This window comes from Pseudomonas sp. NY15372 (assembly GCF_048068215.1).
Lineage (GTDB): Bacteria > Pseudomonadota > Gammaproteobacteria > Pseudomonadales > Pseudomonadaceae > Aquipseudomonas > Aquipseudomonas guariconensis_A.
In genome coordinates this window covers 24,511-41,058 of record NZ_JBLUPY010000007.1, presented here as the reverse complement: position 1 = coordinate 41,058, position 16,548 = coordinate 24,511, and the positions used below count along the sequence as shown (strand labels likewise).

At 65.3% G+C, this 16,548-nt stretch carries 15 protein-coding genes; 7 read left to right on the top strand and 8 right to left on the bottom strand.

Annotation, left to right across the window (positions count from 1 at the left end):
* Positions 1–5 precede the first annotated feature (5 nt).
* The 7 genes from ACNFG0_RS07770 to ACNFG0_RS07740 all read right to left on the bottom strand — a co-directional run bounded on the left by ACNFG0_RS07770 (position 6) and on the right by ACNFG0_RS07740 (position 6,090).
* Positions 6–1,121, bottom strand: a complete 1,116-nt coding sequence (locus ACNFG0_RS07770) for a succinylglutamate desuccinylase/aspartoacylase family protein (RefSeq protein WP_416764402.1) — start codon at positions 1,119–1,121, stop codon at positions 6–8.
* A 159-nt stretch (positions 1,122–1,280) separates the two neighbouring features.
* A complete protein-coding gene (locus tag ACNFG0_RS07765; protein WP_416764401.1) occupies positions 1,281–1,622 on the bottom strand; it encodes a hypothetical protein in 342 nt (113 codons plus the stop codon).
* Positions 1,623–1,734: 112 nt separating this feature from the next.
* On the bottom strand, positions 1,735–4,176 hold the full coding sequence (locus tag ACNFG0_RS07760; protein ID WP_416764399.1) for a penicillin acylase family protein: 2,442 nt from the start codon (positions 4,174–4,176) through the stop codon (positions 1,735–1,737).
* Positions 4,177–4,427: 251 nt separating this feature from the next.
* The gene (locus ACNFG0_RS07755) at positions 4,428–4,628 is read right to left on the bottom strand and encodes an SEC-C metal-binding domain-containing protein (protein WP_023379046.1); all 201 of its coding nucleotides are present in this window, start codon (positions 4,626–4,628) and stop codon (positions 4,428–4,430) included.
* 7 nt (positions 4,629–4,635) lie between these two features.
* A complete protein-coding gene (locus ACNFG0_RS07750; RefSeq protein WP_196144217.1) occupies positions 4,636–5,112 on the bottom strand; it encodes an LEA type 2 family protein in 477 nt (158 codons plus the stop codon).
* Positions 5,113–5,114: 2 nt separating this feature from the next.
* Entirely contained in the window at positions 5,115–5,591 is a 477-nt protein-coding gene (locus ACNFG0_RS07745) for a YchJ family protein (RefSeq protein ID WP_196144216.1), read from the bottom strand.
* A 4-nt stretch (positions 5,592–5,595) separates the two neighbouring features.
* Positions 5,596–6,090: a DUF6231 family protein gene (locus ACNFG0_RS07740; RefSeq protein WP_196144215.1), complete on the bottom strand. Its 495-nt coding sequence runs from the start codon at positions 6,088–6,090 to the stop codon at positions 5,596–5,598.
* A gap of 147 nt (positions 6,091–6,237) precedes the next feature.
* Between ACNFG0_RS07740 and ACNFG0_RS07735 the strand changes: the two genes are divergently transcribed.
* From ACNFG0_RS07735 to ACNFG0_RS07725, 3 genes are all read left to right on the top strand, one after another.
* Entirely contained in the window at positions 6,238–6,930 is a 693-nt protein-coding gene (locus ACNFG0_RS07735; protein WP_416764398.1) for an OmpA family protein, read from the top strand.
* Between the two features lie 86 nt (positions 6,931–7,016).
* Complete coding sequence (locus ACNFG0_RS07730) at positions 7,017–7,733, top strand: OmpA family protein (RefSeq protein ID WP_196155467.1); 717 nt, start codon at positions 7,017–7,019, stop codon at positions 7,731–7,733.
* Positions 7,734–7,826: 93 nt separating this feature from the next.
* A complete protein-coding gene (locus ACNFG0_RS07725; RefSeq protein ID WP_196144212.1) occupies positions 7,827–8,102 on the top strand; it encodes a DUF1145 domain-containing protein in 276 nt (91 codons plus the stop codon).
* Between the two features lie 995 nt (positions 8,103–9,097).
* On the opposite strand, the gene ACNFG0_RS07720 is transcribed toward ACNFG0_RS07725, so the two are convergent.
* On the bottom strand, positions 9,098–9,562 hold the full coding sequence (locus ACNFG0_RS07720; RefSeq protein WP_196156364.1) for a CopD family protein: 465 nt from the start codon (positions 9,560–9,562) through the stop codon (positions 9,098–9,100).
* A gap of 98 nt (positions 9,563–9,660) precedes the next feature.
* Here ACNFG0_RS07720 and dinG point away from each other — a divergent pair, with 98 nt between their 5' ends.
* The 4 genes from dinG to ACNFG0_RS07700 all read left to right on the top strand — a co-directional run bounded on the left by dinG (position 9,661) and on the right by ACNFG0_RS07700 (position 16,534).
* Complete coding sequence (dinG, locus tag ACNFG0_RS07715; protein WP_416764396.1) at positions 9,661–11,805, top strand: ATP-dependent DNA helicase DinG; 2,145 nt, start codon at positions 9,661–9,663, stop codon at positions 11,803–11,805.
* 79 nt (positions 11,806–11,884) lie between these two features.
* Entirely contained in the window at positions 11,885–14,125 is a 2,241-nt protein-coding gene (locus ACNFG0_RS07710) for a beta-galactosidase (protein ID WP_416764395.1), read from the top strand.
* Between the two features lie 207 nt (positions 14,126–14,332).
* Entirely contained in the window at positions 14,333–15,478 is a 1,146-nt protein-coding gene (locus ACNFG0_RS07705; protein WP_196166140.1) for a serine hydrolase domain-containing protein, read from the top strand.
* A 99-nt stretch (positions 15,479–15,577) separates the two neighbouring features.
* Complete coding sequence (locus ACNFG0_RS07700) at positions 15,578–16,534, top strand: OmpA family protein (RefSeq protein ID WP_196146955.1); 957 nt, start codon at positions 15,578–15,580, stop codon at positions 16,532–16,534.
* The last annotated feature ends 14 nt before the right edge of the window (positions 16,535–16,548 follow it).

The window sequence follows — 16,548 nt, the reverse complement described above, 5'->3', positions numbered from 1 at the left end:
CGGTCTCAGTTGGCCAGTAGGTAACCGCTGCGGCAGACCTGCTCGCCCGCCACATGCGCGATGACCATGCCTGCCGTGGCCATGCGCCTTACGCTGCGTGCATACAGCAAGCCTGCCTGGGCGTTGCGCACGGCCGTCACTCGATCGCTGAGCGGGTCGATCACTTCGGCGATCAGTTGGCCGGCTTCCAGGTACTGCCCGGGCTTGGCGTGGAACACCAGCAACCCGCCTAATGGGGCCATTACCGGTTCCACGCCAGCCAGTGGCGTTGCTGGGTAGGCGAGGGGCGGCAATGCCTTGACCTGGCCTTCGATGACCCCGGCATGGGTCAGGAAATCCAGGATGCCCTGACAGTCCTTGGCCGCCAGCTCATGGCTGACATCGGCCTGGCCGCGCAACTCGACCGTCACCGAAAAACTGCCCAGGGGGATCGGGAACTGCTTGCCGAAGCGCTGCTGCAATTGCCACCACACCAGGCTGAAACATTCATCGAACGACTGCCCCCCTGAATCGGTGGCCAGCAGGCTGGCCTGCACGCCCAGGTAACGTGCCAGGGGCTCGACCTGAGGCCAGGCCTCAGGCGTGGTGTACAGGTGTTCCACCGCTTCGAAGTCGCAGTGCAAGTCGAGCACGATGTCGGCGTCGCAGGCCAGGCGCTGCAAGTTCAGGCGCTGGGACTGCAACGGCGTGCGTACAGGATGGGCGTCCAGCCCGCGACGCAGGTATTCGCGGATCAACGCCAGGTTGTGCGCCGGGTCCTGGGTCAGGTGGCCTTCGATCTGGTCGCCGATGCTGTCCGACAGGTCGACGAAGTTGCGGTTGAAGTTTTCCCCGCTCTGCAACTCGAAGCGCCCCAGTGGCGCATCCAGCAGCACCTGTTCCAGGCCCACGGGGTTGGCCACCGGCACCAGGATCACTTCTTTGCGCAGCCGGCTTTGCTGTTCCAGCTCGACCAGGCGGCGTTTGAGGTGCCAGGCCACCAGCATGCCGGGCAATTCGTCGGCGTGCAGGGAGGCCTGGATGTAGACCTTGCCGCCACCGCGCGGGCCAAAGTGGAAGCTGTGAAGCTGACGGGCAATACCCGGGACGGGGGACAGCAGGTCGTGGGTCGAATGATGCATGGTGGTCCTGGCTGAGTGGCGAAAACGGTCTGCGATAACAGTCGGCACAAAGATAGAAGCATAACTTCGGCCGTTGCGCAGCCTCTCTTGGCCTGGCCCCTGGGACAGGACGTGCGAAGGGAACCCCGGGCAGCCCAAGCTGGGCCGCCCGGAGGAGTATCAGGAAAGGGCGATCTTCCAACCGTCGCGCTTGGCTTTGTCGATGCTGACCTTGACCGTTCTGGCAATGTTCAGGCGCTTGCCGTCATGCATCAGGTAAGGCGCGGTGTGGAAGTGGTCCCAGGTGACGGTACTGTCGTCCGGCACCAGATCCTGCGGGTCGTAGGCGATTTCCAGGACAGCTGGCGACGAGCTGGCAGGGACCGAGACGTCGCCGTCCGATAGCATTCGATAAAACGAAATTTCGTTACCGACCCAAAGCTGGACGTTCGCAGTCGCCCCCGCTGGAACGTGCAGCGACTCGGGCCAGGAAATTTCTATCTGCAATGTTTCAGTGCTCATGATGGCATCCTTTCTCGAATGGGTGGGCCGCGGACGTCCACCATGGACGTCGCGGTCGAGGGAGATGCTACGAGCGTCGGCTGCTGGCGATCAGAGGGAAAGGCGCCCGACCTCAGCGACCCGGCACCAGGGTAAGGCGCTGGCTGCCGTAGGCCCGGGAGAAATTCGCCTGCTGCAGGGGCAAGCTCATGAAGCGGCCCTGGAACCAGGCGTTCAGGCCATCGCTGTAGTGGCGGCTGGCCGGGTTGCCGGACTGGCCGTTGCTGGTCAGTACCTGCAGCGGTTCGGCCTGGCCGAAATCGACGATCATGCGCGCCGAGGCCGGCAGGCTGGTGTCGAAGCTGCTGCCCCAGGCATAGGGCGTCAGGGCCAGGGTGCTGAAATCACCGCCGGCCGCCATGGGCGCTCGGCTGACGGCATCGCCCAGGCCATGATAGGCCGGTGCCGGCCAGCGATACTGGTGCAGCCGGCCCCATTGCCAGGCGCGACGGTCAGCACCCAGTTGCGCAACGCCAGCTTCCATCGCGGCCGCCAGGCTGCGGGCGAGGATGGTGGGCTTGTCTTCTGTTTGTGTCGTGCTGCGGTCGTCCCAGAACGGGCTGTCCTCGCGCCCGAGCAAGTGGTCGGCCTGGGCCGAATAGGACAGGCGCGCGTTGCCGACGAATGCTTGCCAGGCCGGGCTGGACTCCGGGCCGAGTTCGTCGAGGAAGGTCTGCCGCGCCACAGCCTGGAGGAACAGCTGGTAGAGCGCGGCATCGGCCGAGACTGGGCTCAGGCGGCCATCGAACGCCTTGAGCGTCGCCAAGGCCTCGCGGGCCTGGGGGCGCTGGGCGGCGGGCAGTGCGTCGATGGCTTGGGCGAGGGACTGGGCCATGCCCGGTGCGTCGAACATCTGCTTGAGCTTGTCCGCCAGCAGGGTGACCTGGTCATTCTGCAAGGCCATCAGGCTGCGGCTGTCATGGCGACCGTTGCCGGCCAGCTGGGCCAGGCGCTCGGCGCGCTCGGGGTAATACCAGGTGTTGGAAAGCTGCATGCCGTAGCCTCGGGGCAGGCTGCGCTGGTTGGCGTGGCCGATCCAGCCGGCGGTGGGGTCCTGGTCGTAGGGGTGCAGCATCGGGTCGGCATAGCCGTCCCAGTCGTAGCGCCCGTCCCAGCCTGGCGAGGGCAGTAGGCCCTGGCCTTCGCGGCGGTTGGGGTAACGGCCGCTGACCTGCCAGCCGATGTGCTGGGGTTCGGCGAAGACGAAGTTCAGCGCCGCGGCACCGACTTCGCGGGTGGTGTCGAAGGCTCGCTCTACCGACGGCGCGCGAGTCAGGTTGAACAACGCGTCCAGGCTGGCGTCACCCTTGAGTTGCGGCAGGTTCAGGGCAAGGCCCAGGCCAGCGCTGGCCGGCTGGCTGAGCAGAGTGCCGTGACGTGTGTCGTACATGACTTCGCGCTGCGGGCGCTGGCCACGTACGAAGAAGGTTTCGCTGCGTGCCCGCGCCGGCAGCCACTTGCCATCGGCCAGGTAGCTCAGTTGGTTACCCTGGCGGCGCAGTTGTTCCAGGTACAGGTCCTGGTTGTCGGCCATGACCGCGCTGCTGCTCCAGGCCAGCTTGCCGTTGTACCCGGCCAGCACGATGGGCAGGCCCGGCAGCGACAGGCCGGCAACCTGGTACTTGCTGGTGTGGATTTGAACCGGGGCCAGGGCCCAGTTGGCGCGGCTGTCGCTGGCCAGCAGGCTCTTGCCGCTGCGGCTGCGCTGCGGGCCCAGGGCCAGGTTGGCTGAGCCCGGGGTGCCGAGCAGGCCCAGGTCAGCGAGTTTCTGGCCTGCACTGGCCAGGGCATCCAGGCCCGGCAGCTGGCTTGCCAGGTTCAGGCCCTTGAGTTTGTCCAGTTCGGCTTCGGCCAGCGGTTCGTCTGGCGCACCCGGCAGCAGCCAGGCCAGCTTGTCGGCGCCGACCTTTTGCGCCAGGACCAGGGCCGCGAGCTCTTCCTGGAGGTTCACCGACTGGCTGAAGGCATAGAGGCTGAACACCAGCGCCGAATCCTCGGGCTTCCAGTATTCCGGGCGGTAGCCGCTGCGGGCGAGTTCTGCCGGCAGTCGGTCGCGGTAGCGGAACAGGTAGGCGTTGACCCCGCGGGCATAGACCTCGAAGAAGCGCTTCAGGCGCGGCGAGGCATCGGCATACAGCTGCCCGGCGCTTTGCTTGAGGTTGGCGGCCCGCATCAGGCGGTCGATGTCCAGGGCCTCGGAGCCTGCCAACTCGGCCAGGCGGCCCTGGGCCAGCAGGCGCATGGCGACCATCTGCTCGATACGGTCACCCGCATGGATATAGCCCAGGCTGAACAGCGCGTCATGGAAGCTGCTGCTTTCGATCAGGGGGGCGCCCATGGCGTTGCGGCGCACCGAGACGTTCTGCGCCAGCCCCTTGAGCGGTTGCACCCCCGTAGTGGGGGGCACGCTGTCCTGGTAGCCGCCCGTCTGGCAACCGGCAAGGCCGAGCATGCCGAACAATGCGGCGGCAGTGCCGAACCGGGGGCGGAAGGGGGGAAGGGCGGGGGCTGCCATGACGAGGCTCCTGCTAGGCGTGGCGGGGGTTCAAAGGCGCTACGTTAGTGAGCGCGCGGTCGCCGTGCAAGGTGGCTAGAGGCTTTATTTTCAGGGGCTGCCCAGCGGCTGTTCAGATTAAAACGGATGGGATGGTCATCGCGGGGCAAGCCCGCTCCCACACAGGCTTGCAACGTCTGCGCGGGTCCCTGTGGGAGCGGGCTTGTCCCGCGATGACCGCGAAGCGGCCCGCAGGACTGGACTGCCGGGGATCAGGCCCCGTGGCACTTCTTGAATTTCTTCTGGCTGCCGCACGGGCATGGGTCGTTGCGGCCGACGTCCTTCAGGGCATTGCGCACCGGCTCCTGGTGGCCGTGGTTGCAGTGCGGGCCGTGCACATGGCCGTGGTCGTGGTCATGGTGGTCGTGACCGTGGTTGCAGTCGGGGCCATGGACATGGGGTTGTTGGGTCATTGCGGGGTTACTCCGGTTGAAGATCGCCGGGGATTATCTCACCACTGCGCGACAAGTGCAGGCCCCGGTGGACGATCAGCCCGGTGTTCAGTTCACCCTGCAGGCGGTAATGCAGAGGTTGCTCGCTCTTGAGCAGCTTGGCCAGGGGCTTGAGGTGCTGCCACAGATTGGTCCGCGCAGTGATCTTGAAGGTGCGCGTGGCATGGCCGCCGACGCTGCGCCAGAGGCTGGCCTCGTCCTGCGCCAGCATCAGCTCGTTGAGCCGCACCGAATAGGCCAGGTTGCGAATGAACAGGCGGCTGTCGTTGGGGTTGTCCACCCGTAGGTGAAGCACGAACTCCTGCTGATGCAGACGGGCCTTGACGGTCTCGACCCTGACCAGCCGAATCTGCGGCTCGCGCCAGCTATCGCCGCCCCAGCCGGCACAGCCCGCCAACAGTGCCAATGAAAGGGTGAGGACGAGCAGGCGGGCCGTGGCGATCATGGTCAGCTACCGATATAACTGGCGCAGCATTTCTTGAACTTCTGCCCGCTGGCGCAGGGGCAGGGGTCGTTGCGGCCGGCCTTGAGGCCCACGGTCGGGTCGATGAAATACCAACGGCCGTCGTGTTGGACGAAGGCGGAGCGTTCATGGTGTTGGTGGTCGCCTTGCTGATCGTGCCAGCGCGCGGTGAAGCTGACGAAGGCATGCTCGGGCTGGCCGCCGAGCACCTCGGCGCGCTCGACCTCCAGGCCCAGCCAGGTACTTTGGGCGCTCCACGCGGCAATGGCCGCGCGATCCAGGCCTGCCTGTTGGGCGGGCAGGGTGGTCGCCACCAGGTAGTCCACCAGGCCCAGCACATAGGCACTGTAGCGCGAACGCATCAGCGCCTGGGCGTCCGGGGCCGGGGTGCCGGCGTGATAATGCCCGCAGCAGGCGTCGAGCAGGTTGCCGCTGCCGCAAGGGCAGACCGAGACACTCATTCCATCACCACCAGTACTTGCCGAAGTTTTCAGGGTTGGCCCAGAACTTGGCGTTGAGCCAGTCCGGGACCTGCTTATAGTCATGTAGATCATAGGTGAACAGGCTCAGCACCTGGTCGTCCCGGCGAAATTTCTCACTGGCCGACAGCGCCAGGGCGAAGAAATCGGTGTCGAGCCAGCCGCAGGCCTGCAGGTCCGCCAGCACGGCGACCCGGCTGGCATTGAGGTTACGGATGCCGCCGAGCAGCTCCAGGCCGGTGCGTTTGGGCAGATGTTCGAGGCAGTCCACCAGTACCGCGAGGTCGAAGCGCTGGGCGGCGGCCAGAGGCGGTAGCGGGCCCGGTGCGACCGTTTCGATGTGCACCTCGGGGTGGGCCTGGGCAAATGCCTCCAGGGCCGGAAAACGCGTGCCCACCAACAACAGGCGTTGGGGGGTGAAGCGCTCGAGCAGGGCGGCGAGGGCCTGCTGCGGGGTGCGCTGGGAAAAACCGTCGGTCATTGCCAATCCTCGTTCAGGTGGGCCCTAGACTAGCGGGCCCGGGGCGGTCGGCAAAGAGGTATGGCTCATTGCTGGCAGAGAGGGAATGCGCGGTCTTTACTCCGAAGGATCGGTCTTATGCCGATTCCCCCTAGGAGAAGCTACAAGATGAGCATAGTACGCACAGCGATACCCCTGGTCCTGCTCACCAGTGTGTTGACTGGATGTGCAGGTTTGCAAAAAACCGACTGGCAGAAGTGTGCTGCCGTCGGGGGTGTGGGCGGCGCTGCCCTGGGCGCCATCGAGAGCTCCAGCTGGGCTGGGTGGGGCGCGTTGCTGGGCGGTGGCCTGGCGGCGGGCTACTGCTGGGCCCATGGCGATGGCGACGAGGATGGCGACGGCGTGCCGGACAGCCGCGACAAGTGCCCAGGTACCCCGCCCGGGGTGCAGGTCGACGCCAATGGCTGCCCGCCAGAGCCGGCCCCGGTGGTCGAGGAGGTGGTGGTGCAGAAGGAAGAAGTCATCGTCATCCGTGACGTGCACTTCGAATTCGACTCCGCGCGCCTGACCGCGACCGACAAGGAGCGCCTCAATACCATCGCCACGCGCCTGAAACAGGAAGCGCCGAGCGCCCGCCTGACCGTGACCGGGCATACCGACAGCGTCGGCTCCGACAGCTACAACCAGAAACTGTCCGAGCGCCGCGCCCACTCGGTGACCGACTACCTGGTCGAAAGCGGCGTACCTCGCAGCAGCTTCGTCTCGGTGGTAGGTGCTGGCGAGACCCAGCCGGTGGCCGACAACGCGACCGCCGATGGCCGCGCCATGAACCGTCGCACTGAAATCAAGATCGAGCGCTGACGGCCTGCGCCCATGCCTTGAGCAGTGGCATGGGCGCGCCCTCATACAAGTGACCGGCCGCGGCCGGTGACACAGGAGCATTCATCATGGGTGTCATGTCGAAGGCGGCATTGCCGCTGCTGGTGGTCACGAGCTTGCTGGGCGGTTGTGCCACCCACAGCGATGGCAGCGCGCCCCTCAATCAACGAACTTGGCCGTTGTGCAGCCTGCTGGGCGGATTGGTCGGCGGTGGCCTGGGGGCCATCGAGAGTTCCGCCTGGGCGGCCGGCGCCGGCGCTGCCGGTGCGATTGCCGGCGGCCTGATCTGCTATGCCCAGGACGGCGACGAGGATGGCGACGGTGTATTCGACCGCCGCGACCGCTGCCCGGACACGCCGGCCAATACCCCGGTCAACCATATGGGTTGCCCCTTGCCGCAGTACCCGCCTGCCAAGGCCGCGGAACCGGCGCCGACACCCGAGGTGATCACCCTCGACGACCAAGGGCAGGTGTTATTCGCCTTCGACTCGGCCGAGCTGACCGCTGGCGCCCAGCAGCGCCTGCAAAGCCTGTTGCCCAAGCTCAACGACCCCTCGGTGACCAGCGTCAAGGTCATTGGCCACACCGACAGCGTCGGCTCGGACAGCTACAATCAGGCGCTGTCCGAGCGCCGTGCCAGCAGCGTTGCCGAATACCTGATCAGCCAGGGCCTGGCCCCGGCCAAGGTGACCAGCCAAGGGCGCGGGGAAGCGGAGCCGGTGGCCGACAACGACACCGACGAAGGCCAGGCGCGCAATCGGCGGGTGGAGTTGCACCTGAACTGACGCCTCTGGCGCCTACCCTGGCATGGGTTTAGTGTTGGCAGCGGCCCGCTCGAACGGGCCGCGCGCCATGACGACAAGACAGAGGGCGGGGGTATGAAATTCATCCTGGGCCTGGGCAAGGCCCTGACGGTAGTGTTCTGGTGGGTGGTGTTGGTGAACCTGTTCATGCCCCAGCCACTGCCGTTCAATCTGCTGATCAATGCTGCGGGCATTGCCCTGCTGGGGCTGCATTGCCTGGAGGTGCTGTTCTTCAACGGCAGCCTGCGTGGACGTAGCCATCGCTGGTTCGATCGCCTGCAGATCCTGCTGACCGGCATTTTCCATGTGATGTCTATTCCCAAGCCGTTGAATACGACATCAAACCCATAATGGAGACGAACAGTAGTGCCGTTGCCGTAAAGATGTTTGTTCAATCGTTGGTATTGATTTAATCGAGCAGTTCGTTTGCGGTGGTGACACTGAATCACCTTTGCGCCCTTACGGCGGGTCACTTTTTGCCTGACGTCGCGTTTGGCGGCGTCTGGGCTATTGCGTAGCACAAGCAAAGGCAGACTGCTTGGTAGGATCATGTCACTGGTGCTGTAAATAGCTTAAAACCGGCCAGTTAAACAATTGGGGCCGCTACGCGCCCCATCGCGGCACAAGGCCGCTCCTACAGGAAACCCGCCGTTGGCCAGATTTGCATGGTCCGTGGGCGATCACCCAGCCCTTCGGGCTGCGCTGTCGCGCAAAGAACAAGTGGCTAGCGCCGCCCCCTGTGGGAGCGGGCTTGCCCCGCGATCAAGGGCGCAGCCCTTGCCTGGCGACGGTGATTCCGGCCCGGCCCAATCGCGGGACAAGCCCGCTCCCACAAGGCCCGCAAAATCAAATAGTTATGCGTTGTTCTATGAGAGCGGCCTTGTGCCGCGATGGGCTGCATAGCAGCCCCAATGAAATGTCCCAAGTAGCTTAATCGACCGGCATTACCTTTTGCCTTTGCCTTTGCCTTTGCCTTTGCCTTTGCCTTTGCCTTTGCTTTTGCTTTTGCTTGTGATGCGCAACAGCCCAGGCGCCGCCAAACGCGACGTCAGGAGGCCGAGTGGAGGCATTACGGAGGTGGGTGCCGGGCATGGATGCCCGGCAAGCGGCGCAGGGCCATGGATGGCCCTTCGCCGCGCCCCACCGGGAGTAATGCCGGAGCGAGGGAACCCCGGAGCGCAGCGCAGGGGCCGGATGCAGGAGCCAGCGGTTTTTGCCTACTTTTGCCCAAGAGCAAAAGTAGGTCGCCGTAAAGGCGAAAAGCGCCAGTGGCGCCACCGCCAGAAATGAATGCTCATGCTATCTAAAGGCCCAAGGCCCAAGGCCCAAGGCCCAAGGCCCAACCCTCAAACCCAAACCCGCGAACTCGCCACCCCCACGACCAGAACCCCCACCACCAGGTTGACCCCGACCATCCGCCGGATCCGCCCCAGCACCGATGCCCCCGTCGCCCAGTCCTCGGCCTGCACCGCCGCCCGCAATTGCGGCAGCAAAAGCGCCTGGACCCGCATGAACAACGCAAACATGACGATCCCCCCGCCGATCATCACGTGGATATAACGTGGCGCGGTCTCGAAGCCGTTGAAGCGCATGTGCAACATCCCGATACCACTGATCGCCAAGACCGCCACCGCCAGCCAGACCCATCCGAAGAAGCGTCGGAAAACTTCCACCCACAGCTTCAGCCGCGCCGGCCCCTCCAGCGCTGCAACCGTTGCTGGGCGCAGCACCAGCCAGGCGAAGAACATGCCCCCGACCCAGACCAGGGCTGCCAGGACATGCAGTGTGTAGGGCAGGGCAAAGGCAAGCATGTGGTTCTCCATGGGGCATAAAGGTCGATAGCGGGGTATGATAGCCGGCCCATGCGAAACACTGAAAATTCATCCAGCCCTTCGGGCGCCTGCAGACCATGATCAGCAACGAACTCAAAGCCACCATCCAGGGCGCCTATTCGCGTTTTCTCGAAGCCAAGAGCCTCAAGCCCCGCTACGGCCAGCGCCTGATGATCGCCGAAGTGGCCAAGGTCCTCGGCGACATCGCCTGCGACGACGAAGGGCGCCGCGCCGGTGAGCCCGCCGTGGTCGCGGTGGAGGCCGGTACCGGTACCGGCAAGACGGTCGCCTACAGCCTGGCCGCGATCCCGGCCGCCAAGGCAGCCGGCAAGCGCCTGGTGATCGCCACCGCCACCGTCGCCCTGCAGGAGCAGATCGTCTTCAAGGACCTGCCCGACCTCATGCGCAGCAGCGGCCTGAACTTCAGCTTCGCCCTGGCCAAGGGCCGCGGTCGTTACCTGTGCCTGTCCAAGCTCGACATCCTGCTGCAGGAAGGCCACGCCCAGTCGGCCACCGCCCAGCTCTTCGAGGAGGAGGGCTTTCGCATCGAGGTCGATGAAAGGAGCCAGAAGCTGTTCAACAGCATGATCGAGAAGCTCGCCGGCAACCGTTGGGACGGCGACCGTGACAGCTGGCCCGAGGCCCTGGAGGACCAGGACTGGGCACGCCTGACCACCGACCACAGCCAGTGCACCGGCCGCCACTGTCCGAACTTCCAGCAATGCGTGTTCTACAAGGCCCGCGAGGGCATGGGCAAGGTCGACGTCATCGTCACCAACCACGACATGGTCCTGGCCGACCTGGCACTGGGTGGCGGGGCCGTACTGCCCGACCCGCGCGACACCATGTACGTCTTCGACGAAGGCCACCATCTGCCCGACAAGGCCATCGGCCACTTCGCTCACTATTCGCGCCTGCGTTCCACCGCCGACTGGCTGGAGCAGACGGCCAAGAACCTGACCAAGCTGCTGGCCCAGCACCCGTTGCCGGGCGACTTGGGCAAGCTGATCGAACAGGTGCCGGAGCTGGCGCGGGAAGTACGCACCCAGCAGCAATTCATGTTCACCCTGTGCGAGCAGGTGGCGGACTTCCGCCCCGGCGAGGACATGGAGGGCCGCGAGCGCCCTCGCTACCGTTTCGAAGGCGGCGTGGTGCCGGAGCAGATCCGTGAGGTCGGCATCGAGCTCAAAAAAGGTTTCGCCCGCCTCAACGACCTGTTCACCCGTTTGGCCGACCTGCTCAAGGAAGGCATGGATGGCGAGGTCAACATCGGCATCGCCAGCCACCAGGCCGAAGAATGGTATCCGCTGTTCGGCAGCCTGGTGAGCCGTGCCCAAGGCAACTGGGAGCTGTGGACCGCCTTTACCGCCGAAGACCCTGAAGACAGCCCGCCCATGGCTCGCTGGCTCACCTTGGCCGAGAGCGGCGCGCTATTCGATATCGAAGTCAATGCCAGCCCCATCCTGGCGGCCGAAATGCTTCGCCGCAGCCTCTGGAACGTGGCCCATGGCGCCCTGGTGACGTCCGCGACCCTGACCGCGCTGGGCAAGTTCGACCGGTTCCGCATGCGCTCGGGGCTGCCCCGCGACGCGGTCACATGCGTGGTGCCCAGCCCGTTCGTCCATGGCGACGCCGGTCTGCTGCGGGTCCCCGACCTGGGGGCCGACCCACGTGATGTGCCGGGCCACACCGCGGCGATCATCCGTGAGCTGCCGAACATGCTCGAGGAGGCCCGCGGCGCGCTGGTGTTGTTCTCGTCGCGCAAGCAGATGCAGGACGTCTTCGACGGCCTGGACCGGGACTGGCGCAAGTTGGTGCTGATCCAGGGCAACTTGTCCAAGCAGGAAACCCTGAACAAGCACAAGGCGCGGGTGGACGATGGCCAGCACAGCGTGCTGTTCGGCCTGGCGAGCTTCGCCGAAGGGGTCGACCTACCAGGTGCCTATTGCGAACACGTGGTGATCGCCAAGATCCCCTTTGCCGTGCCGGACGACCCGGTCGAAGCGGCACTGGCCGAATGGATCGAGGCCCGTGGCGGCAATCCGTTCATGGAGATCGCCGTGCCCGACGCCTCGCTGCGCCTGATCCAGGCCTGCGGCCGCCTGCTGCGGACCGAGCAGGATCGTGGCGTCATCACCTTGCTCGACCGTCGTCTGGTCACCCAGCGCTATGGCAAGGCTATCCTCAATGCGCTGCCGCCGTTCCGGCGAGAGATTTCCTGACGGGCGGAGCACGAAGCTCCGGCCCCGTTGTCTATGACCTGTCGCGGGCCCCAGTGCCCTGAAGGAGAGCTGCAACCCTATGATCCGCCGTACCCTGCCTGCCGTGTTTGCCCTGTTGCTCAGCCCGCCCTTGCTGGCTGGGCAACAGACGTTGTTCAGCTTCGTGCGCCCGGCTTCGGTGGTCAACGTGACTACCGTCGGTGCCCGTATGCCGCAGTACAACGCCGAGCAGACAGCCGAAGGCGAGGTACTGCGGCGCGTGGTGTTCGACCCCGTGCAACAGCCGACCCTGCGCCTGAGCCCGCAAACCGGCGCCTGGGACTGGTCTACCGGCCAAGCCCTGACCTTGCGCCTGCAAAGCGCCATGGACTGGGCCTTGACAGTGGATGTCACGGTACAGAGCAGCGACGGGCGCACCCTGACCAGCCGGGTCGACCTGCCCGCAGGGCCCGCGCAGACCGTGATGGTGCCGCTTTCGGCGCGCTCGCCCTTGAGCCAAGGCATGCGCGCAGGGCCACCCATGCCCTGGGTATACGAAGGGCAGCGCCTGTTGCTGACCAGCAGTGCCGGGGACATCGACCTCAAGCAGGTGGTCGCCGTCAGCCTGAGCATTCCCAACCCCAAAGTCGCCCAGAACCTGCTCATCGAGAAGGTCGGCATCCAGGACGACGACCAGGCGTTCAAGGCTGCCTACGAAGGTTTGCTCGATGCGTACGGCCAGTCGACCCGAGGGCGCTGGCCGGAAAAGATCGCCAATGACGAACAGCTCAAGGCCGCCGACAGCCGTGAGCGACAACAGCTCAAGGGCTGGCTCGCCGAGCGTGGCAAGCACAAGCTGGATGCCTATGGCGGCCTGCTGGCCGGGCCTGCATTCGAAGCCAAAGGCTTCTTCCGCACCGAGAAGCGCGACGGTCGCTGGTACTTGGTCACCCCGGATGGCCATCCGTTCTACTCGCTGGGTGTCAATGCCGTAGCTGCCGATGGCGGGCGAACCTATGTGCAAGGCCGCGAGGGTATGTTCAAGGCCTTGCCGGGCGAGGGCGAGCCGCTGGCCGCGTTCTATGGCCAGGGCAACAACGATGACGGCAATGCTTCGTCCCAGGGGCGCAACTTCAAGCAAGGCCGCTGGTTCGACTTCTATGCGGCGAACCTGCAGCGCACCTATGGCCAGCCATGCCCGGCAAGCCCCAAGGGCCAGCCAGCGGTCGCCTGTCCGCCAGCGACCGTGGATGCGCCACGTTGGCAGGCCCATGCCCTGGATCGCCTGCAGGCCTGGGGTTTCAATACCTTGGGCAACTGGAGCGACCCGGCGTTGGGCAAGGCCCGGCGGATGCCCTACACCTTGCCGCTGTCGATCGTCGGTGACTACACCAGCATCAGCACCGGCATGGATTGGTGGGGACGCATGCCCGACCCGTTCGACCCGCGCTTCGCCATGGCCACCGAGCGCGCCGTGGCCATTGCTGCCCGTGACCACCGTGACGACCCCTGGCTGATCGGCTACTTCGCCGACAACGAACTGGCCTGGGCTGCGCCTGGTGATGACCCCAAGGCCCGCTACGGCCTGGCCTACGGCACCCTGCGCCTGACCACCGACGTACCCGCCAAGCGCGCCTTCCTCAAACAGTTGCGCGACAAGTACCGCAACCAGCAAGGGTTGTCCAAGGCCTGGGGCATCGACCTGCAGGCATGGGAGCTGATGGAAGACCCTGGTTTCGAAGCGCCATTGCCCAGCCCCGAGCATCCCGAAATCGAGCGCGACTACCAGCATTTCCAGCAGGTGTTCGCCGAGACCTATTTCAAGACCATTTCCGATGCCTTGAAATGGCACGCCCCCAACCACCTGCTGTTGGGTGGTCGTTACGCGGTCAGCACACCGGAGGCGGTCAAGGCCTGCGCCGAGTTCTGCGACGTGCTGAGCTTCAACTTCTATACCCTCAAGCCTGAAGACGGCTACGACTTCGCCCGCCTGGCCGAGCTGGACAAGCCGGTGCTGGTGTCGGAGTTCCAGTTCGGTTCCCGTGACCGCGGCCCGTTCTGGCCGGGGCCGCTGGAAGTCGCGCGCGAAGAGGACCGTGGGCCTGCCTACGGCACTTTCCTCAAGGCTGCCCTGGCCCAGCCGACGATCGTCGGGGCGCACTGGTTCCAGTACCTCGACCAGCCGGCCACCGGCCGCCTGCTGGATGGTGAGAACGGCCACCTCGGGTTGGTGGCCATAACCGACGTACCGTATCCCGGGTTCGTGGAGGCGGTGCGCAAAAGCAACCTGCAGGTCATGGAACACCTACGCGAGGCGCTGGAGCAGCCAGCGCAACACTAAACGTGGCCGTTCGCCCCAAGCTCGCCCCACAGGCATGCCGCCCGCGAAATGCCGCGTCGCTGCGTGTGGGCGCGGGCTTGTCCCGCGATGAGGCCAAACGATGATGGTCGCCCTACACGACCATCCGGCCACATTCAGTTTGCAAATCGGCCAACTACTGGAACAATGCACGACTTTGTTGAGAAAAGTCGTACGGAGAGCGGTCGGGTGCAGATCCAGGGTCACTATGAGCTGAAATTCGAGGCGGTGCGCGAGGCCTTCGCCGCGTTGTTCGACGATCCCCAGGAGCGTGGTGCGGCGTTGTGCATCCAAGTCGGCGGCGAAACCGTGGTCGACCTGTGGGCTGGTAGCGCCGACAAGGACGGCCGGGAAGCCTGGCACAGCGACACTATCGCCAACCTGTTCTCCTGCACCAAGACGTTCACTGCCGTGACGGCCCTGCAACTGGTAGGCGAGGGCAAGTTGGCCCTGGACGCCCCCGTGGCCCGCTACTGGCCTGAATTCGCCCAGGCCGGCAAGGAGGCCGTGACCCTGCGCCAACTGCTCAGCCACCGCGCCGGCCTGCCGGCTATCCGCGAGCTACTGCCGGCCGAAGCGCTGTACGATTGGCAGGTCATGGTCGATGCCCTGGCGGCCGAAGCACCCTGGTGGGCGCCCGGTACCGAGCATGGCTATGCCGCGATCACCTACGGCTGGCTGATTGGCGAGCTGATCCGCCGTGTCGACGGTCGTGGCCCGGGGGAATCCATCGTGGCGCGCACCGCCCGGCCGTTGGGCCTGGACTTCCATGTAGGCCTGGCTGACGAAGAATTCCACCGCGTGGCGCACATCGCCCGTGGCAAGGGCAACCCCGGCGATGCCGCCGCCCAGCGCCTGCTGCAGGTCACCCTGCGCGAGCCCGAGGCCTTGTCGACCCGAGCGTTCACCAACCCGCCGGCCATCCTCACCAGCACCAACAAGCCCGAATGGCGACGGATGCAACAACCAGCGGCCAATGGTCACGGCAACGCACGTAGCCTGGCAGGGTTCTATGCCGGCCTGCTCGACGGCAGCCTGCTGGAGTCGGAGCTGCTCGATGAGTTGACCCGTGAACATAGCCTCGGCCAGGACCGCACCCTGTTGACCCAGACCCGCTTCGGCCTGGGCTGCATGCTCGACCAACCCGAAGTGGCCAATGCCACCTTCGGCCTGGGGCCGCGTGCCTTTGGTCACCCAGGCGCCGGTGGTTCGGTCGGGTTCGCCGACCCCGAGCACGACGTGGCCTTCGGTTTCGTCACCAATACCCTTGGCCCCTATGTATTGATGGACCCTCGGGCCCAGAAACTGGTGCGTGTCCTTGCCAGTTGCCTTTGATCGGGTAATGCGGGTATTGCCCGGACCCTTTGACTATCCTCAACGCCAACGCCTGGTGTGTGTGGGCAAAATCTCTTTCTAATTCATGGTGTATCGCTGATGTCTTCACATAAAACCTTAGCACTCGCCCTGTGTCTGGCCGCGACTGGTTGCGCCCAGCACTCGCAGAATGCGTCGAGCGACGCGGGCAACAGCTGGTGGCCCTTCGGCTCGGACAAAGTCGCCGAGCAGGAAGTGAAGGAGGCCGTGACCGAGAAGGTGGCCAAGGCCGACGCCAAATCCGAAAGCGCCAGCCGCTGGTGGTGGCCGTTCGGGGGCGACGACAAGCAGGCCAAGGGCCCGGTGGTGCCGAAGATCGACCAGAAGGCCACCCAGGCCTGGCTGGACGAGTACGAGCCCAAGGTGCGCGAAGCGATCAAGGGCAGCCAGTTCGAGCTCGAGCGCCGTGACAACGTACTGGCGGTGACCATCCCGGTGGATGGCTCGTACAACCCGGACCGCCCGAACATGCTGCTGCCGATGACCTTGGGCCCGATCACCCGCGTGGCCAAGACCGTTGAGACAGACCCCAAGACCGCCGTGCTGGTCCTGGGCCATGCCGACACCAGCGGTGCCGCAGCAGCCAACCAGAAGCTCAGCCTCGAGCGCGCTGCCTCGGTGTCGGCGATCTTCCGCCTCAGCGGCCTGCAGCGTGACCGCCTGACCCTCAAGGGCATGGGCTCGGTCATGCCTCGTGCTGCCAACGACAGCGCCGAAGGCCGTGCTCTGAACCGCCGTGTGGAAATGCTGCTGACCCCGCAGAACACCATGGTTGCGCTGCTGGCCAAGTACCAGCAGGCTGCACCGGCTCCAGCACCGGCCTCGATGGTCGCTGTCCAGGACAAGGCACCGGCTGCCAAGCCGGCAGTGAAGGCCGCCGCCAAGCCTGCCGCGAAAAAAACCACCGCCAAGGCCAAGGCTCCGGCCAAAACCACCGCGAAGAAGAAGGCCGCGGCAAAACCGACTGCCAAGAAGGCCACTACCGAGAAGAAAGTTGCCTCTGCCAAGACCAACTGACCGTTAAGGATACG